21 protein-coding genes and 1 tRNA gene are annotated in these 20,004 nt (G+C 66.2%); 6 read left to right on the forward strand and 16 right to left on the reverse strand.

Going from position 1 to position 20,004, the window contains the following annotated elements; translation table 11 throughout:
- The first annotated feature begins 308 nt into the window (after positions 1-308).
- The gene (locus BJL86_RS12455; RefSeq protein ID WP_231887291.1) at positions 309-1,433 is read left to right on the forward strand and encodes a diacylglycerol/lipid kinase family protein; all 1,125 of its coding nucleotides are present in this window, start codon (positions 309-311) and stop codon (positions 1,431-1,433) included.
- A gap of 36 nt (positions 1,434-1,469) precedes the next feature.
- Here BJL86_RS12455 and BJL86_RS12460 read toward each other — a convergent pair whose 3' ends face one another.
- The 13 genes from BJL86_RS12460 to BJL86_RS12520 all read right to left on the reverse strand — a co-directional run bounded on the left by BJL86_RS12460 (position 1,470) and on the right by BJL86_RS12520 (position 11,524).
- Positions 1,470-2,225: an iron ABC transporter ATP-binding protein gene (locus BJL86_RS12460; RefSeq protein WP_067477708.1), complete on the reverse strand. Its 756-nt coding sequence runs from the start codon at positions 2,223-2,225 to the stop codon at positions 1,470-1,472.
- Entirely contained in the window at positions 2,222-3,295 is a 1,074-nt protein-coding gene (locus tag BJL86_RS12465) for an iron chelate uptake ABC transporter family permease subunit (RefSeq protein WP_067477711.1), read from the reverse strand. The genes BJL86_RS12460 and BJL86_RS12465 overlap by 4 nt, the downstream gene beginning before the upstream one ends.
- Positions 3,288-4,280, reverse strand: a complete 993-nt coding sequence (locus BJL86_RS12470) for an ABC transporter permease (RefSeq protein WP_067477713.1) — start codon at positions 4,278-4,280, stop codon at positions 3,288-3,290. The genes BJL86_RS12465 and BJL86_RS12470 overlap by 8 nt, the downstream gene beginning before the upstream one ends.
- Before the next feature lie 132 nt (positions 4,281-4,412).
- Positions 4,413-5,513 carry a siderophore ABC transporter substrate-binding protein gene (locus BJL86_RS12475; RefSeq protein ID WP_067477716.1) on the reverse strand — a complete coding sequence of 367 codons (1,101 nt, stop codon included), beginning with the start codon at positions 5,511-5,513 and terminating at the stop codon, positions 4,413-4,415.
- 384 nt (positions 5,514-5,897) lie between these two features.
- Complete coding sequence (rplA, locus tag BJL86_RS12480; RefSeq protein ID WP_067477719.1) at positions 5,898-6,620, reverse strand: 50S ribosomal protein L1; 723 nt, start codon at positions 6,618-6,620, stop codon at positions 5,898-5,900.
- A gap of 120 nt (positions 6,621-6,740) precedes the next feature.
- A complete protein-coding gene (gene rplK / locus BJL86_RS12485; protein ID WP_067477722.1) occupies positions 6,741-7,172 on the reverse strand; it encodes a 50S ribosomal protein L11 in 432 nt (143 codons plus the stop codon).
- 184 nt (positions 7,173-7,356) lie between these two features.
- Positions 7,357-8,241: a transcription termination/antitermination protein NusG gene (gene nusG / locus BJL86_RS12490; protein ID WP_067477725.1), complete on the reverse strand. Its 885-nt coding sequence runs from the start codon at positions 8,239-8,241 to the stop codon at positions 7,357-7,359.
- Positions 8,242-8,463: 222 nt separating this feature from the next.
- Positions 8,464-8,802 carry a preprotein translocase subunit SecE gene (gene secE, locus BJL86_RS12495; RefSeq protein WP_067477728.1) on the reverse strand — a complete coding sequence of 113 codons (339 nt, stop codon included), beginning with the start codon at positions 8,800-8,802 and terminating at the stop codon, positions 8,464-8,466.
- Positions 8,803-8,859: 57 nt separating this feature from the next.
- Positions 8,860-8,935: transfer RNA gene (locus BJL86_RS12500), tRNA-Trp, on the reverse strand.
- A 133-nt stretch (positions 8,936-9,068) separates the two neighbouring features.
- Positions 9,069-9,473: a MaoC/PaaZ C-terminal domain-containing protein gene (locus tag BJL86_RS12505; RefSeq protein WP_067477731.1), complete on the reverse strand. Its 405-nt coding sequence runs from the start codon at positions 9,471-9,473 to the stop codon at positions 9,069-9,071.
- Positions 9,470-9,916 carry a (3R)-hydroxyacyl-ACP dehydratase subunit HadA gene (gene hadA / locus BJL86_RS12510; protein ID WP_082908704.1) on the reverse strand — a complete coding sequence of 149 codons (447 nt, stop codon included), beginning with the start codon at positions 9,914-9,916 and terminating at the stop codon, positions 9,470-9,472. The genes BJL86_RS12505 and hadA overlap by 4 nt, the downstream gene beginning before the upstream one ends.
- Positions 9,917-9,948: 32 nt before the next feature.
- Entirely contained in the window at positions 9,949-10,923 is a 975-nt protein-coding gene (locus BJL86_RS12515; protein ID WP_067477734.1) for a M48 family metalloprotease, read from the reverse strand.
- 25 nt (positions 10,924-10,948) lie between these two features.
- A complete protein-coding gene (locus BJL86_RS12520) occupies positions 10,949-11,524 on the reverse strand; it encodes a LemA family protein (protein WP_067477737.1) in 576 nt (191 codons plus the stop codon).
- 237 nt (positions 11,525-11,761) lie between these two features.
- On the opposite strand from BJL86_RS12520, the gene BJL86_RS12525 reads away from it, so the two are divergent.
- Genes BJL86_RS12525 through BJL86_RS12545 form a run of 5 tightly spaced genes read left to right on the forward strand, consistent with a single transcriptional unit; the run spans position 11,762 to position 17,619 of the window.
- Positions 11,762-13,303, forward strand: coding sequence for a flavin-containing monooxygenase (locus tag BJL86_RS12525; RefSeq protein ID WP_156515438.1), 1,542 nt, complete (start codon positions 11,762-11,764; stop codon positions 13,301-13,303).
- Entirely contained in the window at positions 13,300-14,196 is an 897-nt protein-coding gene (locus tag BJL86_RS12530) for a metal-dependent hydrolase (RefSeq protein WP_067477739.1), read from the forward strand. Before BJL86_RS12525 ends, BJL86_RS12530 begins: the two co-directional genes overlap by 4 nt.
- Entirely contained in the window at positions 14,193-15,296 is a 1,104-nt protein-coding gene (locus BJL86_RS12535; RefSeq protein WP_231887292.1) for a PDR/VanB family oxidoreductase, read from the forward strand. Before BJL86_RS12530 ends, BJL86_RS12535 begins: the two co-directional genes overlap by 4 nt.
- The gene (locus BJL86_RS12540) at positions 15,293-16,771 is read left to right on the forward strand and encodes an aldehyde dehydrogenase family protein (RefSeq protein ID WP_067477742.1); all 1,479 of its coding nucleotides are present in this window, start codon (positions 15,293-15,295) and stop codon (positions 16,769-16,771) included. The genes BJL86_RS12535 and BJL86_RS12540 overlap by 4 nt, the downstream gene beginning before the upstream one ends.
- Positions 16,771-17,619 (forward strand): SDR family NAD(P)-dependent oxidoreductase, encoded by an 849-nt coding sequence (locus tag BJL86_RS12545; RefSeq protein ID WP_067477744.1) that lies wholly within the window; start codon positions 16,771-16,773, stop codon positions 17,617-17,619. The genes BJL86_RS12540 and BJL86_RS12545 overlap by 1 nt, the downstream gene beginning before the upstream one ends.
- Before the next feature lie 7 nt (positions 17,620-17,626).
- Here BJL86_RS12545 and BJL86_RS12550 read toward each other — a convergent pair whose 3' ends face one another.
- From BJL86_RS12550 to BJL86_RS12560, 3 genes are read right to left on the reverse strand one after another with little or no spacing between them, the layout of a single operon-like run.
- A complete protein-coding gene (locus tag BJL86_RS12550) occupies positions 17,627-18,292 on the reverse strand; it encodes a TetR/AcrR family transcriptional regulator (RefSeq protein WP_067477747.1) in 666 nt (221 codons plus the stop codon).
- 34 nt (positions 18,293-18,326) lie between these two features.
- Positions 18,327-18,764 (reverse strand): SRPBCC family protein, encoded by a 438-nt coding sequence (locus tag BJL86_RS12555; protein WP_067477750.1) that lies wholly within the window; start codon positions 18,762-18,764, stop codon positions 18,327-18,329.
- 21 nt (positions 18,765-18,785) lie between these two features.
- A complete protein-coding gene (locus tag BJL86_RS12560; protein WP_067477753.1) occupies positions 18,786-19,946 on the reverse strand; it encodes an acyl-CoA dehydrogenase family protein in 1,161 nt (386 codons plus the stop codon).
- Between the last annotated feature and the right edge of the window lie 58 nt (positions 19,947-20,004).

The raw sequence follows: 20,004 nt of genomic DNA on the forward strand, positions 1-20,004 counted from the left end.
GAGGGCTCGCAGCGCACGTGGCGCCTGAAGCACAGCTGAACTCTTTGCTGACCTTCGTATCTCCTGCGTGGGCCGCCGGGCGTTCCCGGGCCTTCAATACCCTCCACGGAGTGTGTGAGGATATGACCAACGGTCTTCGGTGAAACTTGATCACATGCGCGTGCTGGGCACGCGCGTTCAAACTTCGTCTAGAAGGTTAGCCTCCTCCGGCGTCATACTCCAAATCCTTTGTCCCGTACCGGGCGCCATGACGCCCCCTGCTGCCCTTCCCCGCCCCGCGCGAGCGAAGAAAATGGCACGGTAGAGGGGTGAATGTTGCCGGAAATAGTGGGGAGACGGCGGATAATCTGCCCCAGCGTGCCCATGCTGCGGTGGTGTACAACCCGGTCAAGGTCGACCTGGTCAAGCTGCGCCGGGTCGTCGACGAGCGCGAGCGCAAGCATGCGTGGGGACCGTCGCAGTGGATCGAGACCACGGTAGAGGATCCGGGCGAGTCGATGGCTCGGCAGGCGGTCGCCGACGGCGCGCGGCTCGTGATCGCCTGCGGAGGCGACGGCACCGTCCGTTCCGTGGCCGCGGGCGTGCGCGGCGCCGGCGTGCCCATGGGGATCGTGCCGCTGGGCACCGGCAACCTGCTCGCTCGCAACCTCGAGATCCCCATCGACTCGCTCGACGCGGCCGTCGCCGTGGCGATGAGCGGCTCGATCCGGCCGATCGACCTCGGCACGGTGGACTACACCTCCACCGACGGCCGAAAGCGCAGCGAGGTGTTCCTCGTCATGGCGGGCGTCGGGATGGATGCGGACATGATCGCCGGCACGGACGACGACCTCAAGAGCCAGGTCGGTTGGGTGGCGTACGTGTCCACGTTCGTGCGGTCGGTCTTCACCGGGCACCGGATCCGGGCGGACTATTCGCTGGATGACGGCGATCTCACCCACGCGCACGCCCGCACGATCCTCGTCGGCAACTGTGGCGTGTTGCAGGGCGGGATGGTGCTCATGCCGGGCGCGCTCGTCAGCGACGGCAAACTCGATCTGGTCGCACTGCGCCCCAAGGGAATTCTCGGCTGGCTACGCCTTGCCTACGCGGTCCTCGTGCGGAACACCCTGTTCGAGCGGCTGGGTGTGCCGCCGGCGCGCAAGTGGTCCGAGCAGTTCAACGCGCGGATGCGCGCCCGGCGCGAGCATTGGGCCGAGTGGGCCGGCATCGACCTGCCCACGCCCACCGATAAGGCGGAGGCTCGCAAGCGCCGGCGCCGCGAGCGTCGCGCCGACGCGCAGACTCTCGTCCATCAGCAGGCGCGGAGCATCTCGGTCCGGGTGCAGGAAAAGCCGGCGAGTTTCCAGATCGACGGCGACGGTATCGGCGATGTCACCGAGTTCGTCGCGCAGGTGCAGCCGCATTCGCTGTCGATCCGCGTGCCCTTCTAGGCGCGCACACCGCTGGTGGCCGCGCGATCGGCCGGTTCAGAAATACACCGCCAGCGGCCCGCGCGGGCCGTCGATCACATCGACCTCCGTCTCGAACACGCGCGAGAGGATCTCGGCGTTGATGATCTCGCCGGGTGTTCCGAACTCTGCGACCTTCCCATCCTTCATGATGCAGATCCGGTCGGCGTAATGGCCGGCGAAGTTGATGTCGTGGAGAACGACGACGATGGTCCGTCCGAGCTCGTGGGCCGCCTTGTGCACCTGCTTCATCATCTGCACCGAGTGCCGCATGTCGAGGTTGTTCAGCGGCTCGTCGAGCAGAACGTACTCGGTGTCCTGGGTGAGCACCATCGCGACGTACGCCCGCTGGCGTTGCCCGCCCGAGAGCTGATCGAGATAGCGGTTCTCGAGATCGCCGAGCCCGAGGAAGTCGATCGACTGAGAGATGATCCGCTCGTCCTCGGCGTTGATTCGTCCCTTCGTGTAAGGGAACCGTCCGAAACCGACGAGCTGGCGAACGGTGAGTCTGGTGATGAAATGGTTCTCCTGTCGCAGGATCGACAGCACCTTCGCCAGGTCCCGGGATTTGGTGGTGCTGACGTCGAAGCCGGCGACCTCGATGACTCCCTCGTCGATCCCCAACAGCCGGCCGATCATCGTGAGCATCGTCGATTTGCCCGCGCCGTTGGGTCCGACGAGCGCGGTGACCCCGCCCTTCGGGATCTCCAGATCCAGCGGGCCGATCGTGACCTCGTCGGTGTAGTTCTTGGCAACCCGGGACAGCGAGATCACAGTCGCCCCTTTCTCAAGATGACGGTGAGGAACACGAGCCCGCCGACGAGCTCGATGATGATGGATACGACCCCCTGCGCGTAGAACACGTGCCGCATGACGAAGTAGGCCCCGGTGAGCACCACATAACAGGTGAGCACGGCCATCGGGAAGATGAGCCGGTGGTCGAAAGAATCGGAGAACTGGTAGGCCAGCGTGGCGACGAGGAACCCGAGGAACGTCATCGGACCGATGAGCGCGGTCGACACCGCCATGAGCACCGATACGAGCACGAGCACCTTGAGGATTTCGCGCTTGTGGTTGTAGCCGAGGTTCGTGGCCACATCCCGCCCTAGCGAGATCACGTTGAGCCGCCGCGAACTGAGCCACAGCGTGCCGGCAGCTGCGAGGCACAGCGGGATGGCGATCGGCAGGTAGCTGGCGTCGGCGTTGGAGATATTGCCGAAGAGCCGCGCCGCGAGCACGTCGAACTCGCTCGGGGTGAGCAGCCGCTGCATGAACGTCGATATCGAGCCGAGTCCGCCGCCGATGATGATGCCGATGAGCAGCATGATCTGGATGTTGCCGAGGCGCCCGGACAGAAGCCAGCCGTACAGGAGCGTCGCCAAGCCGACCATGAGCACGAGTTGCAGCACGAACTGGCCTGTGCCCTGGAGGGCGAGGACTCCTGCAACACCGAGGAAGTACACCGCCGTGGTCTGCACGGCGACGTAGAGGGACTCGAAACCCATGATGGAAGGGGTGATGATGCGGTTGTTCGTCACCGTCTGAAACGAGACCGTGGCGGTGGCCTGGCACACCGCGACCACGGCCATGACGATCACGTTCTCCATGCGCATCTCGGCGATGAGCCAGAAGCCGCGCGACCCCGGCGGCATCGGGTTGCCCCAGGCCAGTAGCCCGTAGGTAAATCCGGCGGACGCCACGACGAGGACCGCGATGATCGCCCAGAAACGCACGGCACTGCGGCGGTCCGGGAGCGTTTTCGCGCTGCGTTTGCAGTTCGGCTCCGGCGCGGCGTCCGCATCGGTCGACGTAGCGGGGTCGGTGGTTCTCTTCACTTCAGCCATTCCGGCGCTGCCTCAGGAGTAATGCGATGAATACGACGGCGCCGACGATCCCCAGGATCAGGGACACCGGCACCTCGAACGGCGCGATGATGGTCCGGCCGACGAGATCGCACACCGTGACGATGCCGATCCCCAGCAGCGCAACCCACGGCAGGTTCGACCGCAGGTCGTCCCCGCGAAGGAGCGAGACGATATTCGGCACTATGAGCCCGAGGAACGGCAGATTGCCCACGACCACGGTGACCACGCCCGTCGCCACCGCGATGAGTCCGGTCCCGAGCAGGACGACACGGTTGTAGTTGAGCCCGACGTTGGTGGCGATGTCCTCGCCGAGGCCCGCGACGGTGAACCGGTCGGACACCACGAATATCGCGATGACGACGATGAGCACGAGCCACAAGGCCTCGTACTGCCCCCGGAGCACGGAGGTGAAACTCCCGGCGAACCACACGCCGAGGTTTTGCAGCATGTCCGTCTGCAGAGCGATGTATGTGGACACCGAACTGACCACGGCGCCGAGCATGATGCCCACGATCGGCACGATAAGCGAGGAGCGCAGCGTCACCCGGCGCAGAAACAGAAAGAAGATCCCGGTGCCGAGGAAGGCCGCGACGATCGCGCCCACCATCCGCTCCCCCACTCCGGCGCCGGGGACGAGGATAAGTGTGAGCATGAGACCGAGCCCGGCCCATTCGGTGGTGCCGGTGGTCGTGGGTTCGACGAACCTGTTCTGCGTGAGCAGCTGCATAACGAGCCCGCTCATCGCCATCGCGGCGCCGGCCAGCACCAGCGCGATGGTGCGCGGGATGCGGGTGATCCCGAACATCTCCCGCCCGTCGTCCGAGCCGAAAATGTCGTACTGACCGGTGAACAGCGACAGGGCGAGCAGCCCTGCCACGACGGCGATACCGAGGAGCAGCTTCCAGTCGAACAGCTTCTCTTTCGAGCGTTCTCGCCGATGGTTCTCGCGTGTGGTTGTCGTCAAGTCTGCGCCCGCCCTTTGCGCGATACAGGTGGCCAAGAAGTATGACGGCGATCAAGCGACACCGTCCGGGCCGTGCCGTGTGCGGTGGTGCTTGATCGCCGTCGCGGAGGAATTCGGACTCTCCCGGAGGTTCTAGTTCTCCGCTTCGTCGTCGTTCGTTGCCTCTGCGGTGGCCTGGGCGTCCGCACCTTCGGCATCGTCGCCCTCGGCCCCTGCGCCCGCGCCGGACTCGAGCGCGTCGGCGAGCGAGTTGAAGAATTCGGTGTAGGTCTGGATGCCCTCGTTGGTGTAGGTGTCCTCGGGCATGATCACGATGTTCCCGTCCTGCACCGCGCCGACGTTCTGCAGCGCCGGGGACTCCTCGATGAGAGCGTTCGCGGGCGTGTAGCCCTCTTCGTCCGCGCCCACTGCGGCGTCACGGTCCATGACGAGGATCAGGTCGGGATTAGAATCCGCGATGGCCTCAACGGAGATGTCGTCGCCCTGATGGTCGTCCGAGGCGTCGTCGACCTCGAGCGCCGGGCTGAAGTCGAAAATGTCGAAGACCGGACCGAGCGTGCGCCCGACCGTGGGTGCGAGGTAGTTGATGTTGCCACCCGATGTGTTCACCGCCATGACCGACGTTTCGGAGTCGTAGGCATTCTCAACTCGCTCGATGGACGCGTCGAACTCGTCGACGAGCACCTGGGCCTCGTCCTGCTTCTGGAAGATCTCGCCGAGGGTGGTCGTCTGCCGCTTGAGTTCCTCATCGAAGTCCTCGCCGTCCCGCGGTTCCAGATCGATGATCTCGGCGTCCGGAACGAGCCCCGCGATCTCCTCATTGAACTGCGTGAATCGCTGGCCACTGATGACCACGTCCGGCTCGGCCGCGACGATCGTCTCGAGGTTGGGCTCACGGTGGTTCCCCACGTCCGGGATCGACTCGTCGTCCACCATCGAGTTCGTGTCGGGCATGAGGGACCGCGCGGCTGCCGAGAGCTCGACGTCCCAGGAATCCAGCGTCTCGAAGGTGCGGTTATCGAGTGCCACGACGGAACTCGGCGGCGACGGAACGGTTTTGGCGCCCTCGTTGTCCTCGATCTCGACCTCGGAGGCGGCGTTATCGACGTTACCGCCGTCCGTTGAGTCGGATCCTTCGTCCGAAGAGCAGCCCGCCAGGACGAGCGCAGCTGCGGCGAATCCGGCAAAAATGGCCCGCGAACGGCTCGTGGTGATCGTCGATGTAACTCGCATCCAGGTGTCTCCTCACCGATAGATTTTGAACCCGTAACACCTATGGGCGTCGAGTAATCAAGTGCCGGAACGAGTTCGACGCGCATAACGCCAAGCACCTCTCCGGCAGCTCAGGCCAGGCTAACAAATATTTACGAAAGGGCAACTTAAGTTCCGCAGGCCACCCTAGCCAAAGTCCAGGGAATCGACGGTCGACCAATACACCGAGCTGAGATTGCCCTGTGCATACTTAGGTACCTGAAAGAGTCGGACGGCGCCATGCGCAGGCATTTCGTTGACACAACACAAACCGCCCTCCGCGCACTGCCTGTAGCAGGCGCCGGAGGGCGGTTCTGAATGCGGCGTATGTGGTGTGGGCTATCCCACAGCGCACGCACCTGGCAATTACTCTGCGGCGTCCTCGCCGGAGCCGATCTTCGAGGTGATCGAGTGGTCGACCGGAATACCCGGACCGAAGGTCGTCGAGACCGAGATCTTCTTGACGTAGCGACCCTTGGCTGCGGACGGCTTGAGACGCATGACCTCGTCCATCACGGCGGCGTAGTTCTCGGTGAGCGCCTTCGCAGAGAAGGACGCCTTGCCGACGATGAGGTGCAGGTTGTTGGCCTTATCGGTACGGAAGTTGACCTTGCCGCCCTTGATGTCGTTGACGGCCTTCGTCACGTCCATGGTGACCGTGCCGGTCTTCGGGTTCGGCATGAGGCCACGGGGGCCGAGCACGCGGGCAACGCGGCCGACCTTGGCCATCTGGTCCGGGGTCGCGATCGCGGCGTCGAAGTCGAGCCAGCCGCCCTGGATCTTCTCGATCAGATCCTCGGCGCCGACCTCGTCCGCGCCTGCGGCGAGGGCCTCGTTGGCCTTCTCGCCGGCGGCGAACACGATCACGCGAGCGGTCTTACCGGTGCCGTGCGGAAGATTCACGGTACCGCGGACCATCTGATCGGCCTTGCGGGAGTCGACGCCAAGACGCATGGCGACCTCGACGGTGGCGTCCGTCTTGGTCGAGGAGGTGTCCTTGGCCAATTCCATGGCCTCCAGAGGCGTGTACAGCTTGTCGCGGTCGACCTTTTCGGCAGCGGCCTTGAAGGCCTTGCTGTTCTTGCTCATTTGCTATCCATTCCTTCGCTCGAATCCACATCGGATGCGAGGTGGTGGGCAGTGGTACGGGCCTGAGCCGCCCTCCCACTATTTCTATTCATTCACATATGACGGCGGACGCCGGCATATCTAGTCGACGGTGATGCCCATCGACCGTGCGGTTCCGGCGACGATCTTCGCGGCGGAATCGATGTCGTTGGCGTTGAGATCTTCCATCTTGGTCTGGGCGATTTCCTTGACCTGATCCATGGAGACCTTGCCGACCTTGGAGCTGTGCGGCGTGCCGGAGCCCTTCTGGATGCCGGCGGCCTTGAGCAGGAGCTTCGCAGCCGGGGGCGTCTTGAGCTTGAAGTCGAACGAACGGTCTTCGTAGACCGTGATCTCGACGGGCACGACGTTGCCGCGCTGGTTCTCGGTGGCGGCGTTGTACGCCTTGCAGAACTCCATGATGTTGACGCCGTGGGCACCGAGTGCCGGGCCAACCGGCGGTGCGGGGTTGGCCGCACCGGCCTGGATCTGCAGCTTGATGAGGCCTGAGACCTTCTTCTTCTTGGGAGGCATATCTTCCTGATTTCTCGTTGACGGCACGTGCTGTACACACGTGTTCGGGAGTGGCTACTGCGGCACTTTTCGGGCATGCCAATAGCCGTCTACCCGCTGAACAACTCGCACCACTTTACGCCAGAGCCGCGCGTTTCCCCTAATCGAAGGCGAATACGCGCGGCTCGAGGCGAGTGGCGAAGACTTAGAGCTTGTCGACCTGGTTGAAGCCCAGTTCGACCGGAGTCTCGCGACCGAAGATCGACACGAGCACCTTGAGCTTGCGTGAGGTGGTGTCCACCTCGGAGATCGACGCCGGCAGGGTGGCGAACGGACCGTCCTGGACGGTGACCGATTCGCCGACCTCGAACTCGACGACCTCGGCAGCCGCGCCGCCGTCGCCCTCGGTTCCCGCGGCCTCGGACCCGGCAGGGGCGCCCGCCGGCGCCTCGACCTTCGGCATGAGGAACTTCGCGACCTCGGACAACGAAAGCGCAGTCGGACGCGAGGTCGCGCCGACGAAGCCGGTCACACCCGGGGTGTTGCGCACAACGTTCCAGGTCTGGTCGTCGAGATCGATGCGGACGAGCACGTAGCCGGGCAGCACCTTGCGGGTGGCCTTCTTCTTCTCGCCGTTCTTGATCTCGGTGTATTCCTCGGTGGGGACCTCGATCTGGTGGATCTGCTCCTCGACGTCGAGGGTCACCGCACGGGTCTCGAGGTTCTGCTTGACCTTGTTCTCGTAGCCCGCATAGGTGTGGATGACGTACCACTCGCCGGGCAGCTTCTTCAGCTCTCGTTTGAACTTCGCGAGCGCAAGCGCCGGGCTGAGCTCCTCCTCGGGCTCGGCGGCGGTCTCCGCCGCGGCCTCGGCCTCGGAGCCGTCTTCGGCGGCGGACTCGTCGTCCGAAGCGACCATGTCCGGAACCTCGTCGACGGCAGTCTCGGATGCCGGCGCCTCCTCGGCGGGCGGCAGATCGGACCCGGAGAACTGCGCGGCGCCGAACTGGGCGGCGTCGACCTCGGCGGCCTCGGCCTCTACCGGGTCGAGGTTTTCGGCGTTGTCGCCAGTGTTCTCGGTCTCGCTCACGAAACGGTTCCTTCCATCGGCACGTTGACCCTCGTCGGCACCCCGTGCTGGACGTTCTGTCACTAAGTATTGACGAGTATTGCTTGTTTGCTAGCTACGTTACTTGCTCCGCGCGCCTCGCCCCTGCGCAAGCGCGGGGGCCAAATCACCGGCGGGCGCTGACCCCTCCCCTACGGAAGGCGGCCATACGCCCGGCTGTGCGGCTCGCTTTATACGAGTGGATCAGCGGGCGAACGCCCACTCGATCCCCTTGCCCATCCCGAAGTCGACTCCGGAGACGAGCAGCGTCATAAACACGAGGAACAGCAGCACGACGGCCGTGTAGGTGACCATCTGCGAGCGGGTCGGCCAGATGACCTTCTTCAGCTCCGAGCCGACCTGACCCACGTACTGCACCGGGTTCGCCCGCTTGACGGTGGTGTCCTCGGCGTCGTCACCGTCGGTGCGAACGCGGCGCTCGGCCACGTTGCCTCGTCCGGCCTTGCCGGTGGGCACGACGGGATTGTCGGCGCCGCCGACCTTCTTGTCGTCCCTCTCGACGTCGTCGCGATCGTCGCTCACGCGGAAACCTCCGGCTTTCTTACTACCTAATCGGCCCGGGCTCGCACCCGGGGGATGTGGCAGGGGCGACAGGACTCGAACCTGCAACCTGCGGTTTTGGAGACCGCTGCTCTGCCAATTGAGCCACGCCCCTTTGCGTCCACTTCGACTCTACGGCGTCTGCGACCACAGTGTGGTGCAGTAGCGACCGCTCGCCACGGAGCACGCGAGGATCCACTCTACACAATGGACGGAACCGGTCCCAACCGAACGCAGCGCGCCGCGTCTCACGGCTTCACGGTGACCGCGGCCTTGCCATATATTTTCGCCCCGTCGTTCTTCGCCGTGAGCATCACCGTGGTGTACCCGGTCTCGGGATCGGGGTCCTTCACCCGCGCGGACAACACGATGGTCGCCACCCCGTCCATCGGCACCGGGACCGGGTTCGCAAAGCGCACCTCGCTGCGCACGATCTTGTGCGACCCTCCTGCCCAGTCGGCCACCTCCGCGAGCACCCGCGCCCAGGTGAGCATCCCGTGCGCGATGACCCCGTCGAGACCGAGGGCGCGCGCGGCCTCGTCGTCGAGGTGGATGGGATTGTGGTCCCCCGCGGCACGCGCGTAGTCGAGCAGGTCCTGCCGACTCAGCTCGATCGTGCGTTCGGCGAATTCCGAACACTGTGTGCTGCTCATGCCGAACCTCCCCTGTTCTCGTCCGATTCGGGCAGCGCGGACAGCAGCGTCGTGCGCAGCGTCTGCACCGTGGTTCCGCCCGGGTCGCGGACCTCGGTGACGAAGGTGATGAGCCTGCCGCCTGCCGCTTTGCGGATCGATTCGACCGTCGCGCTCGCGGTGTACGTCGTGCCCACCTCGAGCGGATGGGAGGACTCGATGCGCTGCTCGGTGTGCATCGTCCGGGCGAGGTCGATCCCCAGGCGTTCGTCGCCGATGAGTGCATCCTGGACCCCCGCCGTGAGAGGCGCGGCGATCGTGTGGGGCACCTGCTCTCCGCCGTCATCGGAATGGGTGACCGCGGCGAACTCGCGCACCATGACCGGCGTGAGCTCCAGCGGCCCGGAGTCGACGCTGATCCCGACGGGCCCGGGCCCGCCCGCCTCAATGTTCTGCTCGTCCATGGTTGCCAAGTTACCCACCTCGGCGGGCGGGGCTAGGTCCCGGGCGCGCGCGGGGGCGCCGCGCCCATCTTGACCAGCGCGTCGACCCGCTCCCCGATGGGCGGGTGCGTCGCGAATGCGCCGGCGAATTTCGCCGGGTTGAAGAACGCGAGCGCGCCGACGGTCTTGTAGAACTTCTCGGCGCCCTTCTGGTTGTCCGCGCCGGACTGGTAGCTGTAGCCATCGATCTTGGCCAGCGCGCTCGCCATCGCGGTGGGATTGCGGGTGAATCGCACCGCGTTCGCATCGGCCTGCGATTCGCGCTTGCGCGACATGAAGGCGTTGCCGACGCGGGAAAGGATCGGCGCGACGAGCAGGAAGATCAGCGACAACACGATGATGACGATCGCCAGCGGATTGGCCTTGCCGTTATTGCCTCCGCCGCCGCGCCGTCCGTAGAACATGCGCGAGGACAAACCCGCGATGATCCCCACCGTCGACGTCAGCGCGATGAGCCTGGTCATCGCCACCGAGTCGCCGGTGTAGACGTGGCTGAGCTCGTGCGCCATGACCGCCTGGACCTCGGAACGGTCGAGCGTCTGCAGGATCTCCGCCGTGAATACGACGCGGGCGTGGCCCTTACGGTTACTGAGCGCGTAGGCGTTGGCGACCCCGGTGCCGTGCTGAATGTAGACATCGGGCACCTTCATCCCCGAGGCGATCGACATCTCCTCGGCGATGTTGTAGAGCTGCCCGCTGGTTACCCGCTCGTGGTCGCCACCCACAGAGCCCATGACGACGGACGACGAGAGCAGCATGACAAAAGCCAGGATGACTGCGGCGACGACCACTGCGACCCCGCCGTAGAGAAGAAGGTACCGCAGCAGTTCTTCGTTGGTGACATTGCTCGGCAGGGCGACGAAGAGCATCGCCGCGAGGATGGTCAGCGCGAGGAGGAGGAAATTGACCAGCCACGCGACGAATACGCCCCGGCGGAGCCGTTTGAGTTCGGAGGAGAAGGACGCCATCAGAGGTTAACGCGACCTTCGCGCTCTAGAACTGGACGCCGGGCGCGCGACGAGCGGCTTCGTCCTCGACCTCGAAGAGCTCGGCGGCCTTGAAGTTGAACATCCCGGCGAAGATGTTCGACGGGAAGACCTCGCGCTTGGTGTTGTAGGAGTTGACGGCCTCGTTGTAGTGCTGGCGCGCGAACGACACCTTGTTCTCGGTGGTGGCGAGCTCTTCCTGCAGCGACAGGAAGTTCTGGCTCGCCTTGAGGTCCGGGTACTGTTCGGCCACGGCGTTGACGCGAACCATGGCGTCCTTATAAGCGGTTTCCGCAGCCTTCGCATCGCGAACCTCGCCGGTCTCGTGGGCCCGCTGCGCGGCGACACGCGCGTCCGTGACCCGCTGCAGTGTCTCGCTCTCGTGCTTTGCGTAGCCCTTCACGGTCTCGACGAGGTTGGGGATGAGGTCGGCGCGGCGCTGGAGCTGGGTGTCGATCTGCGCCCAGGCCTCCCGCGCGTTGTTCCGCATGCGGACGAGGCCGTTGTACATACCGATGGCGACCGCCACCAATACCACCAACAAGATGATGACGACGATCAGAATCACGAGCCCGGTACCCATGTGGAACTGCCTTTCACCGCACGGAAGTGGTCTACGTCGAACCTAACACGGTCGCCACCTCCCCGTGGGGAATGATCGTTCGCCCCCGGGGCCGCGCAGGCAGCGCCGTGGCGTCTTGATTCGTGCAAATCAGTAGTTGACATCAGGCGATGTCTACATAAGACTGAAACACGTGTCACCCGACGCACGACTCGCCCCGGGCGCGCCGTCCACACCGGCTACGGCAAGGAGCTGTTCATGGACACCGAGAACGACAGGATGTCGGACGAAATTCTCGACGTCGCGGTAATCGGCGCGGGGTTCGGCGGCATCTGCACCGCCAAGCGGCTGCTCGACGAGGGCACCACGAACTTTCTCGTCTTCGACCGCGCCACGGAGGTCGGCGGCACCTGGCAGGCGAACACCTACCCGGGCGCGCAGTGCGATATCCCGGCGGCGCTGTACTCGTTCTCCTTCGCCCAGAAGCCCGACTGGTCGCGTCTCTATCCCCTGCAGCCGGAGCTGCTTTCCTACCTGCGCGAGGTGTGCGAGACGTTCGGCATCGAGCCCCATCTGCGGCTCGGCCACGAGATCCTCGACATGCGTTGGGACGAAACCGGTCAGCACTGGACGCTCGCGACCTCCGAGGGCACGTGGCGGGCGCGCGTGGTCGTCGGCGCGTTCGGCCCGTTCAGCGAACCGTCGACGCCGAGGTTCGAGGGCCTCGACGACTTCGAGGGCACCGTCCTGCACTCCGCGCGCTGGGACCACACCAAAGACTGGAGCGGCAAGCGTATCGGGGTCATCGGCACGGGTGCCTCGGGCGTGCAGATCATTCCGCAGGCGGTGCGCGTGGGCAGCTCGCTCACCGTTTTCCAGCGCACCCCGACGTGGATCTTCCCGCACCCCGATCAGCCAATCCCCTCCGCGCTGCAGAACCTCTTCGCGCGCGTCCCCGCCACCCAGCGGGCGCTGCGCCGCACCGTCGACGTCGTCCTCGAGTCCATGGTCTACGGCCTCGTGTTCCGCCCGGCCATGCTCAAGGGGATGGAGGCCATCGCGAAGGCGCACCTGCGGCGCCAGGTTCCCGATCCGGAACTGCGCGAAAAGCTCACCCCGGACTACATGTTCGGCTGCAAACGGCCGACGTTCTCGAATGCCTACTTCCCCGCCATGGCGGATGCGAAGACCGACGTCATCACCGAACCGATCCGGCGGATCGTGCCCACCGGCGTCGAGACCGCGGACGGCACGGTCCACGAACTCGATGTCCTCGTGCTCGCGACGGGGTTCACGGTCTCCGGGCATCCGTTCTTTTCCCGCGTTCATGACGCCGGAGGCCGCTCCCTCGCCGAGAGCTGGGATCCCACGCCCCTGTGCTACCTGGGCACCGCGGCGGCCGGATTCCCCAACCTGTTCCAGATCCTCGGCCCGAACGCGGCGACGTACACCTCGATGGTCGTCGTCATCGAGGCGCAGGTCGACTACATCATCAGCGCGCTGCGGGAGATGAAGGCGAACGGGTTGACGAGCCTCGAGGTGCGCGGCGACGCGGTGGAGCGGTTCGTCGACGAGATCGACACCAAGCTGTCGCGCTCGGTGTGGAACGTCGGCGGATGCGCGTCCTATTACATCGACGCCACCGGCCGGAACATCGCCTGGTTCCCCGGGTTCTTCCGCCAGTTCCGCGCGCGCACCCGGCGCATATTCCTCCCCGACTTCGTCCTCGGGGCCGGCAGCGACGTCGCCGAAGATACGTCCATCGATCCCACCGAGACCAAGGAGCCCAGTAGGCCATGAGTACCGAAACGCAGTCGAATACCCATACGGACGAGTCCTACTCCATCGAGGCGCGCGACGTGCATTTCGAATGGGACGGGATGCCGCTGCACTACGTTCCCGGCCAGCCGATGGCGGTGCACATGTACAACGCGATGCACCTCATCCTCCCCGAGGGTGAGCGCGCGATGTCCTCCGCGCTCGCCGAGGCGCTGCCCTACATCGAGGATCCGCGGCTGGAGGAGGAGGTGCGCGGGTTCATCGGGCAGGAGACCCAGCACGCCGACTCGCACCGCGGCGCCCGCGAGTACCTCGCCGACCTCGGGCTCAACGTCGAGATGGGCGAGAAAATGGAGTGGATGGTCGACAACGTGCTCGGCTACAAGGGGCTCACCGGCCGCGCCCGCAAGGCGTGGCTGTGCGAGCGGCTCGGGCTGTTCGCCGCGATGGAGCACTACACCGCCGTCGTCGGGAACTGGTTCCTCGTCAGCGGCGGCCTCGAGGCGAACGACACCTACCCGGAGATGATGGACTTGCTCAAGTGGCACGGCGCCGAGGAGGTCGAGCACCGCAACGTCGTCTTCGATGCCTTCCAGTACGTCGACGGCTCGTACGCGCGGCGCGTGCGCACCTCGATTATCGCGAGCGTGATGCTCGGCGCCCTGTTCTTCTCGACGGCGCGGGACCTGTACAGGTCCGATCCGGAGCTGCCGAAGAAGAAGGAGCACTGGCTGCTGTCGTTCCGTAAGTCCATCAAGGCGAACGCGATCCCGGACGCGAAGTTCTTCATCACCGAGATCCCGGTGTACCTGCGCCCGAAGTTCCACCCGGCGTCCTTCGGCAGCATCGACATGGCCGTGGAGTACCTGTCGCAATCCACCGCCGTGCACCGGCACGAGGAGCAAGAGCAGTGACCAAGTCCGCCGGCACGCGCGTCACAGCCGCGATGCGCATGTTCGACATCGCCGCGGACGGATACCGCCAGGTTTTCGCCCGCAGCCCACTGGCGCCGATGCTCTCGCGGCCCAGCCCGGTGCGGCGCACCGGGTACGACATCCCGGTAACCGTGACGCGCGTCCGGCGGCAGGCCCCCGACGTCGTCTCGTTTGAGCTGACGCCGGACAGCGGGAACCCCGTTCCCCTGTGGCGGCCCGGGGCGCACCTCGACGTGTTCCTTCCCTCCGGGCTGCAGCGCAGCTACTCGCTGTGCGGCGACCCCGAGGACCGCAGCCACTTCCGCATCGCGGTGCGGCGGATCTCCGCCGAGGCCGGCGGCGAGGGCGGCTCGGTACAGATGCATGCGCTGGCCGAGGGCGACCGGCTCACGGTGCGCGGGCCCCGCAACGCGTTCCCGTTCCGGCAGACGGAGAACTACTTCTTTATCGCCGGCGGCATCGGGATCACCCCGATCCTGCCGATGGTTCGGCACTCCGAGCGCGAGGGCGCGAACTGGAAGCTCGCCTTCCTCGGGCGCTCCCGCGACTCGTTGCCCTTCCTGGACGAGCTCGCCGAGATCGATGCGGGGCGCGGGCGCGTCGAGGTGCGCACCGACGACGAGCTCGGTCCCCCGTACATCCCCGAGGTCCTCGCCGGCGCCGACGCGGCCTCGGCGGTGTACATGTGTGGGCCGCCGTCGCTCATGGACACCGCGCGCATGGTGCTGCCGGACGTCGACCCCGCGGCGACGCTGCACACCGAAAGGTTCTCGCCGCCGGAGGTCGTCGGCGGCAAGCCGTTCACGCTGCTCATCGCCGGTTCGAGCGAGAAGGTGCAGGTGGCGGCGAACGAGACCACGCTCGACGCGATCCGCCGCGTCGAGCCCGGGGTGAGCTACTCCTGCCGGCAGGGATTCTGCAGCTCGTGCATGACCCGCGTGATCTCCGGCGAGGTCGACCACCGGGACCACCGGCTCACCGATTCCGAACGCTCCGAATACATGCTCACCTGTGTATCTCGGGCGGCCGGCTCCACTCTGACCGTCGACCTCAATAACGAAGGACGTTTACTGCCATGACTCAAGTACACGCGCGCCCGGACGTCGCTTTCGACTCGCCCTCCGACGTCATACGTGATGTTCAATCCGCACGGTGGGCGCAGAAGCGCTGGCAGGACATGGGTTTCGCGAAGCGGCGCAAGGTGCTCGACGCGTGGCGGTCCGACCTCGCACGGAATGCGGACTCGATCGCGCGGACGATGAGCGACGAGATGGGCAAGCCGCATTCGGACGCGATGTTCGAGATCGTCATGTCGCTGGAGCACCTCGCGTGGGCGGCCGCGAACGCCGAGAAGGTGCTCGGGCGACGCAAGGTCGCGACGAGCGCGCTGACGAAGAACCTGCGGGCGACGGTCGAGTACCTGCCGTACGGGGTGGTCGGGGTGATCGGGCCGTGGAACTACCCGGTGTTCACGCCGATGGGGTCGATCGCGTTCGCGCTCGCCGCGGGAAACACGGTCGTGTTTAAACCGAGCGAGTGGACGCCGCGCACCGGTCAGGCGATTATCGCCTCGTTCCAGCGTGCCAGCGGCGAGTTCGACGTCGCGCACTGCGTGACCGGCGGCGGTGACGTCGGCGAGGCGCTGTGCCGCTCGGGCGTCGACAAGATCGGGTTCACCGGTTCGACGGCGACGGGCAGGAAGATTCTCGCGACGTGCGCGGAGAACCTCACGCCGGTGTTGTGCGAATGCGGCGGCAAGGATGCGCTGGTCGTCGACGCCGACGCCGATGTCGCGGCCGCCGCGGACGCCGCGGTGTGGGGCGCGATGTCGAACGCCGGACAGACGTGCCTCGCCGTCGAGCGCGTGTACGTGCACGCCGACGTCGCCGACGAGTTCGAAAGGCTCGTCACCGCGGAGGCGGGCCGGCTGCGGGCGGCGGCGGACGGGTCGACGCAGATCGGCGCGATGACGATGCCGCGGCAGGTGGACATCGTGCGCTCGCACGTGGAGGACGCGCTCGCCAGCGGCGGGCGAGCGCTGGTCGGCGGCCTGGATTCGATCGACGGGCAGGTCGTCTCCCCCATCGTGTTGACCGATGTTCCGGAGGATTCGCCGGCCGTGGTCGAGGAGACGTTCGGCCCGACGATGACGATCCGCCGCGTCGCCGATATGGACGAGGCTGTCCGCCTGGTAGAGGCCAGCGAGTACGGGCTCGGGCTTACCGTGTTCTCGCGCCGCAACGGCCGGGCGATCGCCGACCGGATTACGAGCGGGAACGTGGCGATCAACGGGTTCGTGCTGCACGCGGCGGTGCCGACGCTTCCGCTTGGCGGCACCAAGCAGTCCGGGTTCGGGCGCGTGCATGGGCCGGACGGGCTGCGGGAGTTCGCCTATTCGCGTTCGTGCACGGAAACGCTCGTGCAGCTTCCGCTCCCGCTGACCTCGTTTAGGCGCGGGCCGAAGGTCGACCAGCTGATCAGCACGGTGATCGAGCAGGTCCACGGCAGGGCCGGGAAGGTGCGCGCCCTGCTCGACGGGAACGGGAAGCCCTGATGGGGATTTTTCGTCGGGGCGCGTCGTATGACCTCGACGGCCGTAGAGTCCTGATCACCGGCGCCGGGAACGGCATCGGCGCGGAGCTCGCCCGCAGCTGCCACGCGCGCGGGGCGAAGGTCGTGGCCGTCGATATCGACGCCGACGCGGTCGCGCGGCTCGCTACCGAGCTGGGGCCGCGCGCGGTTTCTGCGCGCGCGGATGTGACCGCGCCCGAGGACATGCGGGCCGCGACCGAGCTGGCGCTGGAAAGCTTCGGCGGGCTCGACGTGGTGATCGCCAACGCCGGAGTGACCCCGGATCCCGGGATGCTGCGGTCGACGGATCCGGCCGTGGTGCGGCGGGTGATCGATATCAACGTCTTCGGCGTGCTGCACACGGTGCAGACGGCGACCGATGCGCTCGCCGCGAGCGGTGGGCACGTCCAGATCACCGGATCCTGTTCGGCTTTTATGCCGGGTCCGGGCGGCGCCGCCTACATGATGTCGAAGGCGGCGCTCGAGTCGCTCGCGCGTTCGCTGCGGCTTGAGGTAGCCGGTTCGGGGATTTCCGTGGGGATCGCGATGCTCGGGATGATCGACACCTCGCTCGCGGCGAAGACGTTGGACGACGACCCGTACGGCCAGACGCTTGGCGCGCAGCTGCCGTCGGTGCTGAGTTCGCGCATGTCCCCGCACGACGCAGCCGAGGCGATCTGCGGGCAGATCGAGAAACGCGCGGCGCGCAAGGTTATCCCCACCCCGTGGCTCCCGCTCGACCTCGCGCGCGGCGCGCTGCCCTACCTCGAGGGGCTCACGTTGAAGAGCAAGGACCTGGCGCGGGCGCTCGCCGAGCTCGACGCCCGGTAGCCCGGCCCTAGTCGGCCGGGCCGGGGAAGTCGACGCGCGCGACGATGGAGATGAGGTAGGCGATGTACGCGGAGACGTCCTCCGCCGAGACACCCTTGGGGTCGAGCAGCCAGTCCTGATACACGAAGGCGAGGCCGCCGAAGAGGGCCAGCGGATCCCAGCGCGCGGTGAGTTCGTCATTGCGGGACAGGTTTCCTCCGGCGGCGGCGAAGGCGTCCTTGAGGCCACCGACGATGGCGGTGAAGCGGCCTATGAGTTCGCGGCCGCGGGGGTAGAGCTCGCTGGTGACCGACTGGACGAACAGGATCTCGCCCCGGCGCGGGTCCTCGACGAGGAAGTCGGTAAACGCGGACGCGATGTGCGAGATCGCGTCGGGGGGCTGCGGCGGCATGGACGCCACGGCCTCCTGCAGTGTTGCCTCGGCGTCCTCGACGACGAGGTCGAAGATCTGCACGAGGAACTTGTCGCGGTTATCGAAGCTCTCGTAGAAATAGCGTTCGGTGAGGCCTGCGCGGCGGCACACCCCGCGCATCGTCACCGCCCCAGGCCCCTCCGCGGCGAGCAGGTCGAGCCCGGATTCGATGAGCTTGAATCGTCGCTCGGCCTTGCGATCGCCGGGGTAGACGCCGCGCCAGCGGCGCCCGTCGGAGGAGCGTTGGGACGTTTCTACCATGAGTCCATTTTGACGCTTCTCGATTTCCGCTTGGCTATCGGCCCGCGGCGACGAGTCGATTGGCGAGCAGCGAGATGGTGCGCTCCATGACCAACTTCAGCACCGGGCCGGAGCCGGGGACGGTGGTGTCGAAGTCGACTTTCCACGTGAGAACGCCACGTCCGACGTCATCCTTGGATACCGACAAGGTGGCCGAATAATCGCGGATCCCGGCGCTCGGGTCCATCGAATAGGTGTGGTGGTCGCCCGGGACATAGGACACCGTGCGCTCGACGAGCGGGATCGGGCCGACGGAGAGGCGGCGCACGGCGCCCTCGCCGAGGTCGGCGGGCGGCGGGCTCTCCCACTGGAAGCGGTCGAAGGGCGTGCCCGCCCATTCGGGCCAGCGCGCGGTGTCCGCCTCGCGGGCGAGGAGATCGGTGAGATCGCCGTCGTAGCTGCGGGTGATAGTGAAGCTCTGGTGGCTGGGCATGATTCCTCGGGGATTCGGCGGCTACAGGGAGCGGCTGACGAGTTCTTTCATGATTTCGTTGGTGCCGCCGTAGATCTTCTGAACGCGGGCGGCCGCGTAGGCGCGGGCGATGGGGTATTCCATCATGTAGCCGTAGCCGCCGAAGAGCTGAAGGCAGCGATCGACGACGCTGCACTGCATGTCGGTGGTCCACAGCTTGGCCATCGACGCGGTCGTCGGGTCGAGCGTGCCGGCATCGGCGAGGCCTTGGGCGACGTCGACCATCGCGCGGCCGGCGAAGACCTGCGATTTGCAGTCGGCGAGCTCGTAGCGGGTGTTCTGGAAATCGCCGATCGGACGGCCGAAGGCCTGGCGTTCGCGGGTGTAGTCGACCGCCTCGAGCACGGAGAACTCCGCGGCGGCGACGGCGGTGGAGGCGATGATGAGGCGCTCGCGGCCGAGCTGGCCCATGAGCTGGAAGAAGCCCTGCCCCTCCTGCGCGCCGAGGAGGTTGTCCACGGGCACGCGGACATCGTCGAAGAACAGCTCGCGCGTGTCCTGCCCGTGCATGCCGATCTTGTGCAGCACGCGGCCGCGCTCGAAGCCGGCGAGGTCTTTCGTCTCGACGATGATGAGCGAAATGCCCTTCGCCTTGGCCTCGGGGTCGGTCTTGCACACGACGATGATGACGTCGCTGTGGGTGCCGTTGGTAATGAAGGTCTTTGACCCGTTGATGACGTACTCGTCGCCCTCGCGCTTTGCGGTCGTGCGGATCGACTGGAGGTCGGAGCCAGCGGACGGCTCCGTCATGGCGATGGCGCCGACGAATTCGCCCGAGGCGAGCCGCGGGAGGTAGCGCTTCTTCTGCTCCTCGGTCCCGAAGTTGAGGAAGTAGTGCGGCACGATCGTCGAGCCGACGGAGTAACCGAACGCGGTGTCGCCGCTGAGGGTGATCGCGTGCTGCACGGCAGCCTCGTGGCTGAACGTGCCCCCGATCCCCCCATATTCGGCGGGGATGTCTGCGCACAGCAGGCCGGCGTCCCCGGCCTTGTTCCACAGCTCGCGGTCTACCTTCTGCTCATCGGCCCATCGTTCCTGGTGAGGGACTAATTCCTTCTGTGAGAACTCGAAGGCGTGCTCCATGAGCTCGCGGCGCTCGTCGGTGAGCCAGGCCGGTCGATAGTCAGGAAAAAGCGTTTTCATAAGGAAATCCTCCCCGTAGGCGGCGGCTTATCGCTATGCTGACATCACTTGATGTCAG

Source organism: Dietzia timorensis, assembly GCF_001659785.1.
GTDB lineage: Bacteria > Actinomycetota > Actinomycetes > Mycobacteriales > Mycobacteriaceae > Dietzia > Dietzia timorensis.

Coding starts and splice junctions, on each gene's coding strand:
- BJL86_RS12560 (WP_067477753.1), bottom strand. CDS start 19,946: ATGAAAACGCTTTTTCCTGACTATCGACCGGCCTGGCTCACCGACGAG.
- BJL86_RS12475 (WP_067477716.1), bottom strand. CDS start 5,513: ATGCGAGTTACATCGACGATCACCACGAGCCGTTCGCGGGCCATTTTT.
- rplA (WP_067477719.1), bottom strand. CDS start 6,620: ATGAGCAAGAACAGCAAGGCCTTCAAGGCCGCTGCCGAAAAGGTCGAC.
- BJL86_RS12505 (WP_067477731.1), bottom strand. CDS start 9,473: ATGAGCAGCACACAGTGTTCGGAATTCGCCGAACGCACGATCGAGCTG.
- hadA (WP_082908704.1), bottom strand. CDS start 9,916: ATGGACGAGCAGAACATTGAGGCGGGCGGGCCCGGGCCCGTCGGGATC.
- rplK (WP_067477722.1), bottom strand. CDS start 7,172: ATGCCTCCCAAGAAGAAGAAGGTCTCAGGCCTCATCAAGCTGCAGATC.
- BJL86_RS12515 (WP_067477734.1), bottom strand. CDS start 10,923: ATGGCGTCCTTCTCCTCCGAACTCAAACGGCTCCGCCGGGGCGTATTC.
- BJL86_RS12545 (WP_067477744.1), top strand. CDS start 16,771: ATGGGGATTTTTCGTCGGGGCGCGTCGTATGACCTCGACGGCCGTAGA.
- BJL86_RS12555 (WP_067477750.1), bottom strand. CDS start 18,764: ATGCCCAGCCACCAGAGCTTCACTATCACCCGCAGCTACGACGGCGAT.
- BJL86_RS12530 (WP_067477739.1), top strand. CDS start 13,300: ATGAGTACCGAAACGCAGTCGAATACCCATACGGACGAGTCCTACTCC.
- BJL86_RS12525 (WP_156515438.1), top strand. CDS start 11,762: ATGGACACCGAGAACGACAGGATGTCGGACGAAATTCTCGACGTCGCG.
- BJL86_RS12520 (WP_067477737.1), bottom strand. CDS start 11,524: ATGGGTACCGGGCTCGTGATTCTGATCGTCGTCATCATCTTGTTGGTG.
- BJL86_RS12540 (WP_067477742.1), top strand. CDS start 15,293: ATGACTCAAGTACACGCGCGCCCGGACGTCGCTTTCGACTCGCCCTCC.
- BJL86_RS12550 (WP_067477747.1), bottom strand. CDS start 18,292: ATGGTAGAAACGTCCCAACGCTCCTCCGACGGGCGCCGCTGGCGCGGC.
- BJL86_RS12465 (WP_067477711.1), bottom strand. CDS start 3,295: ATGGCTGAAGTGAAGAGAACCACCGACCCCGCTACGTCGACCGATGCG.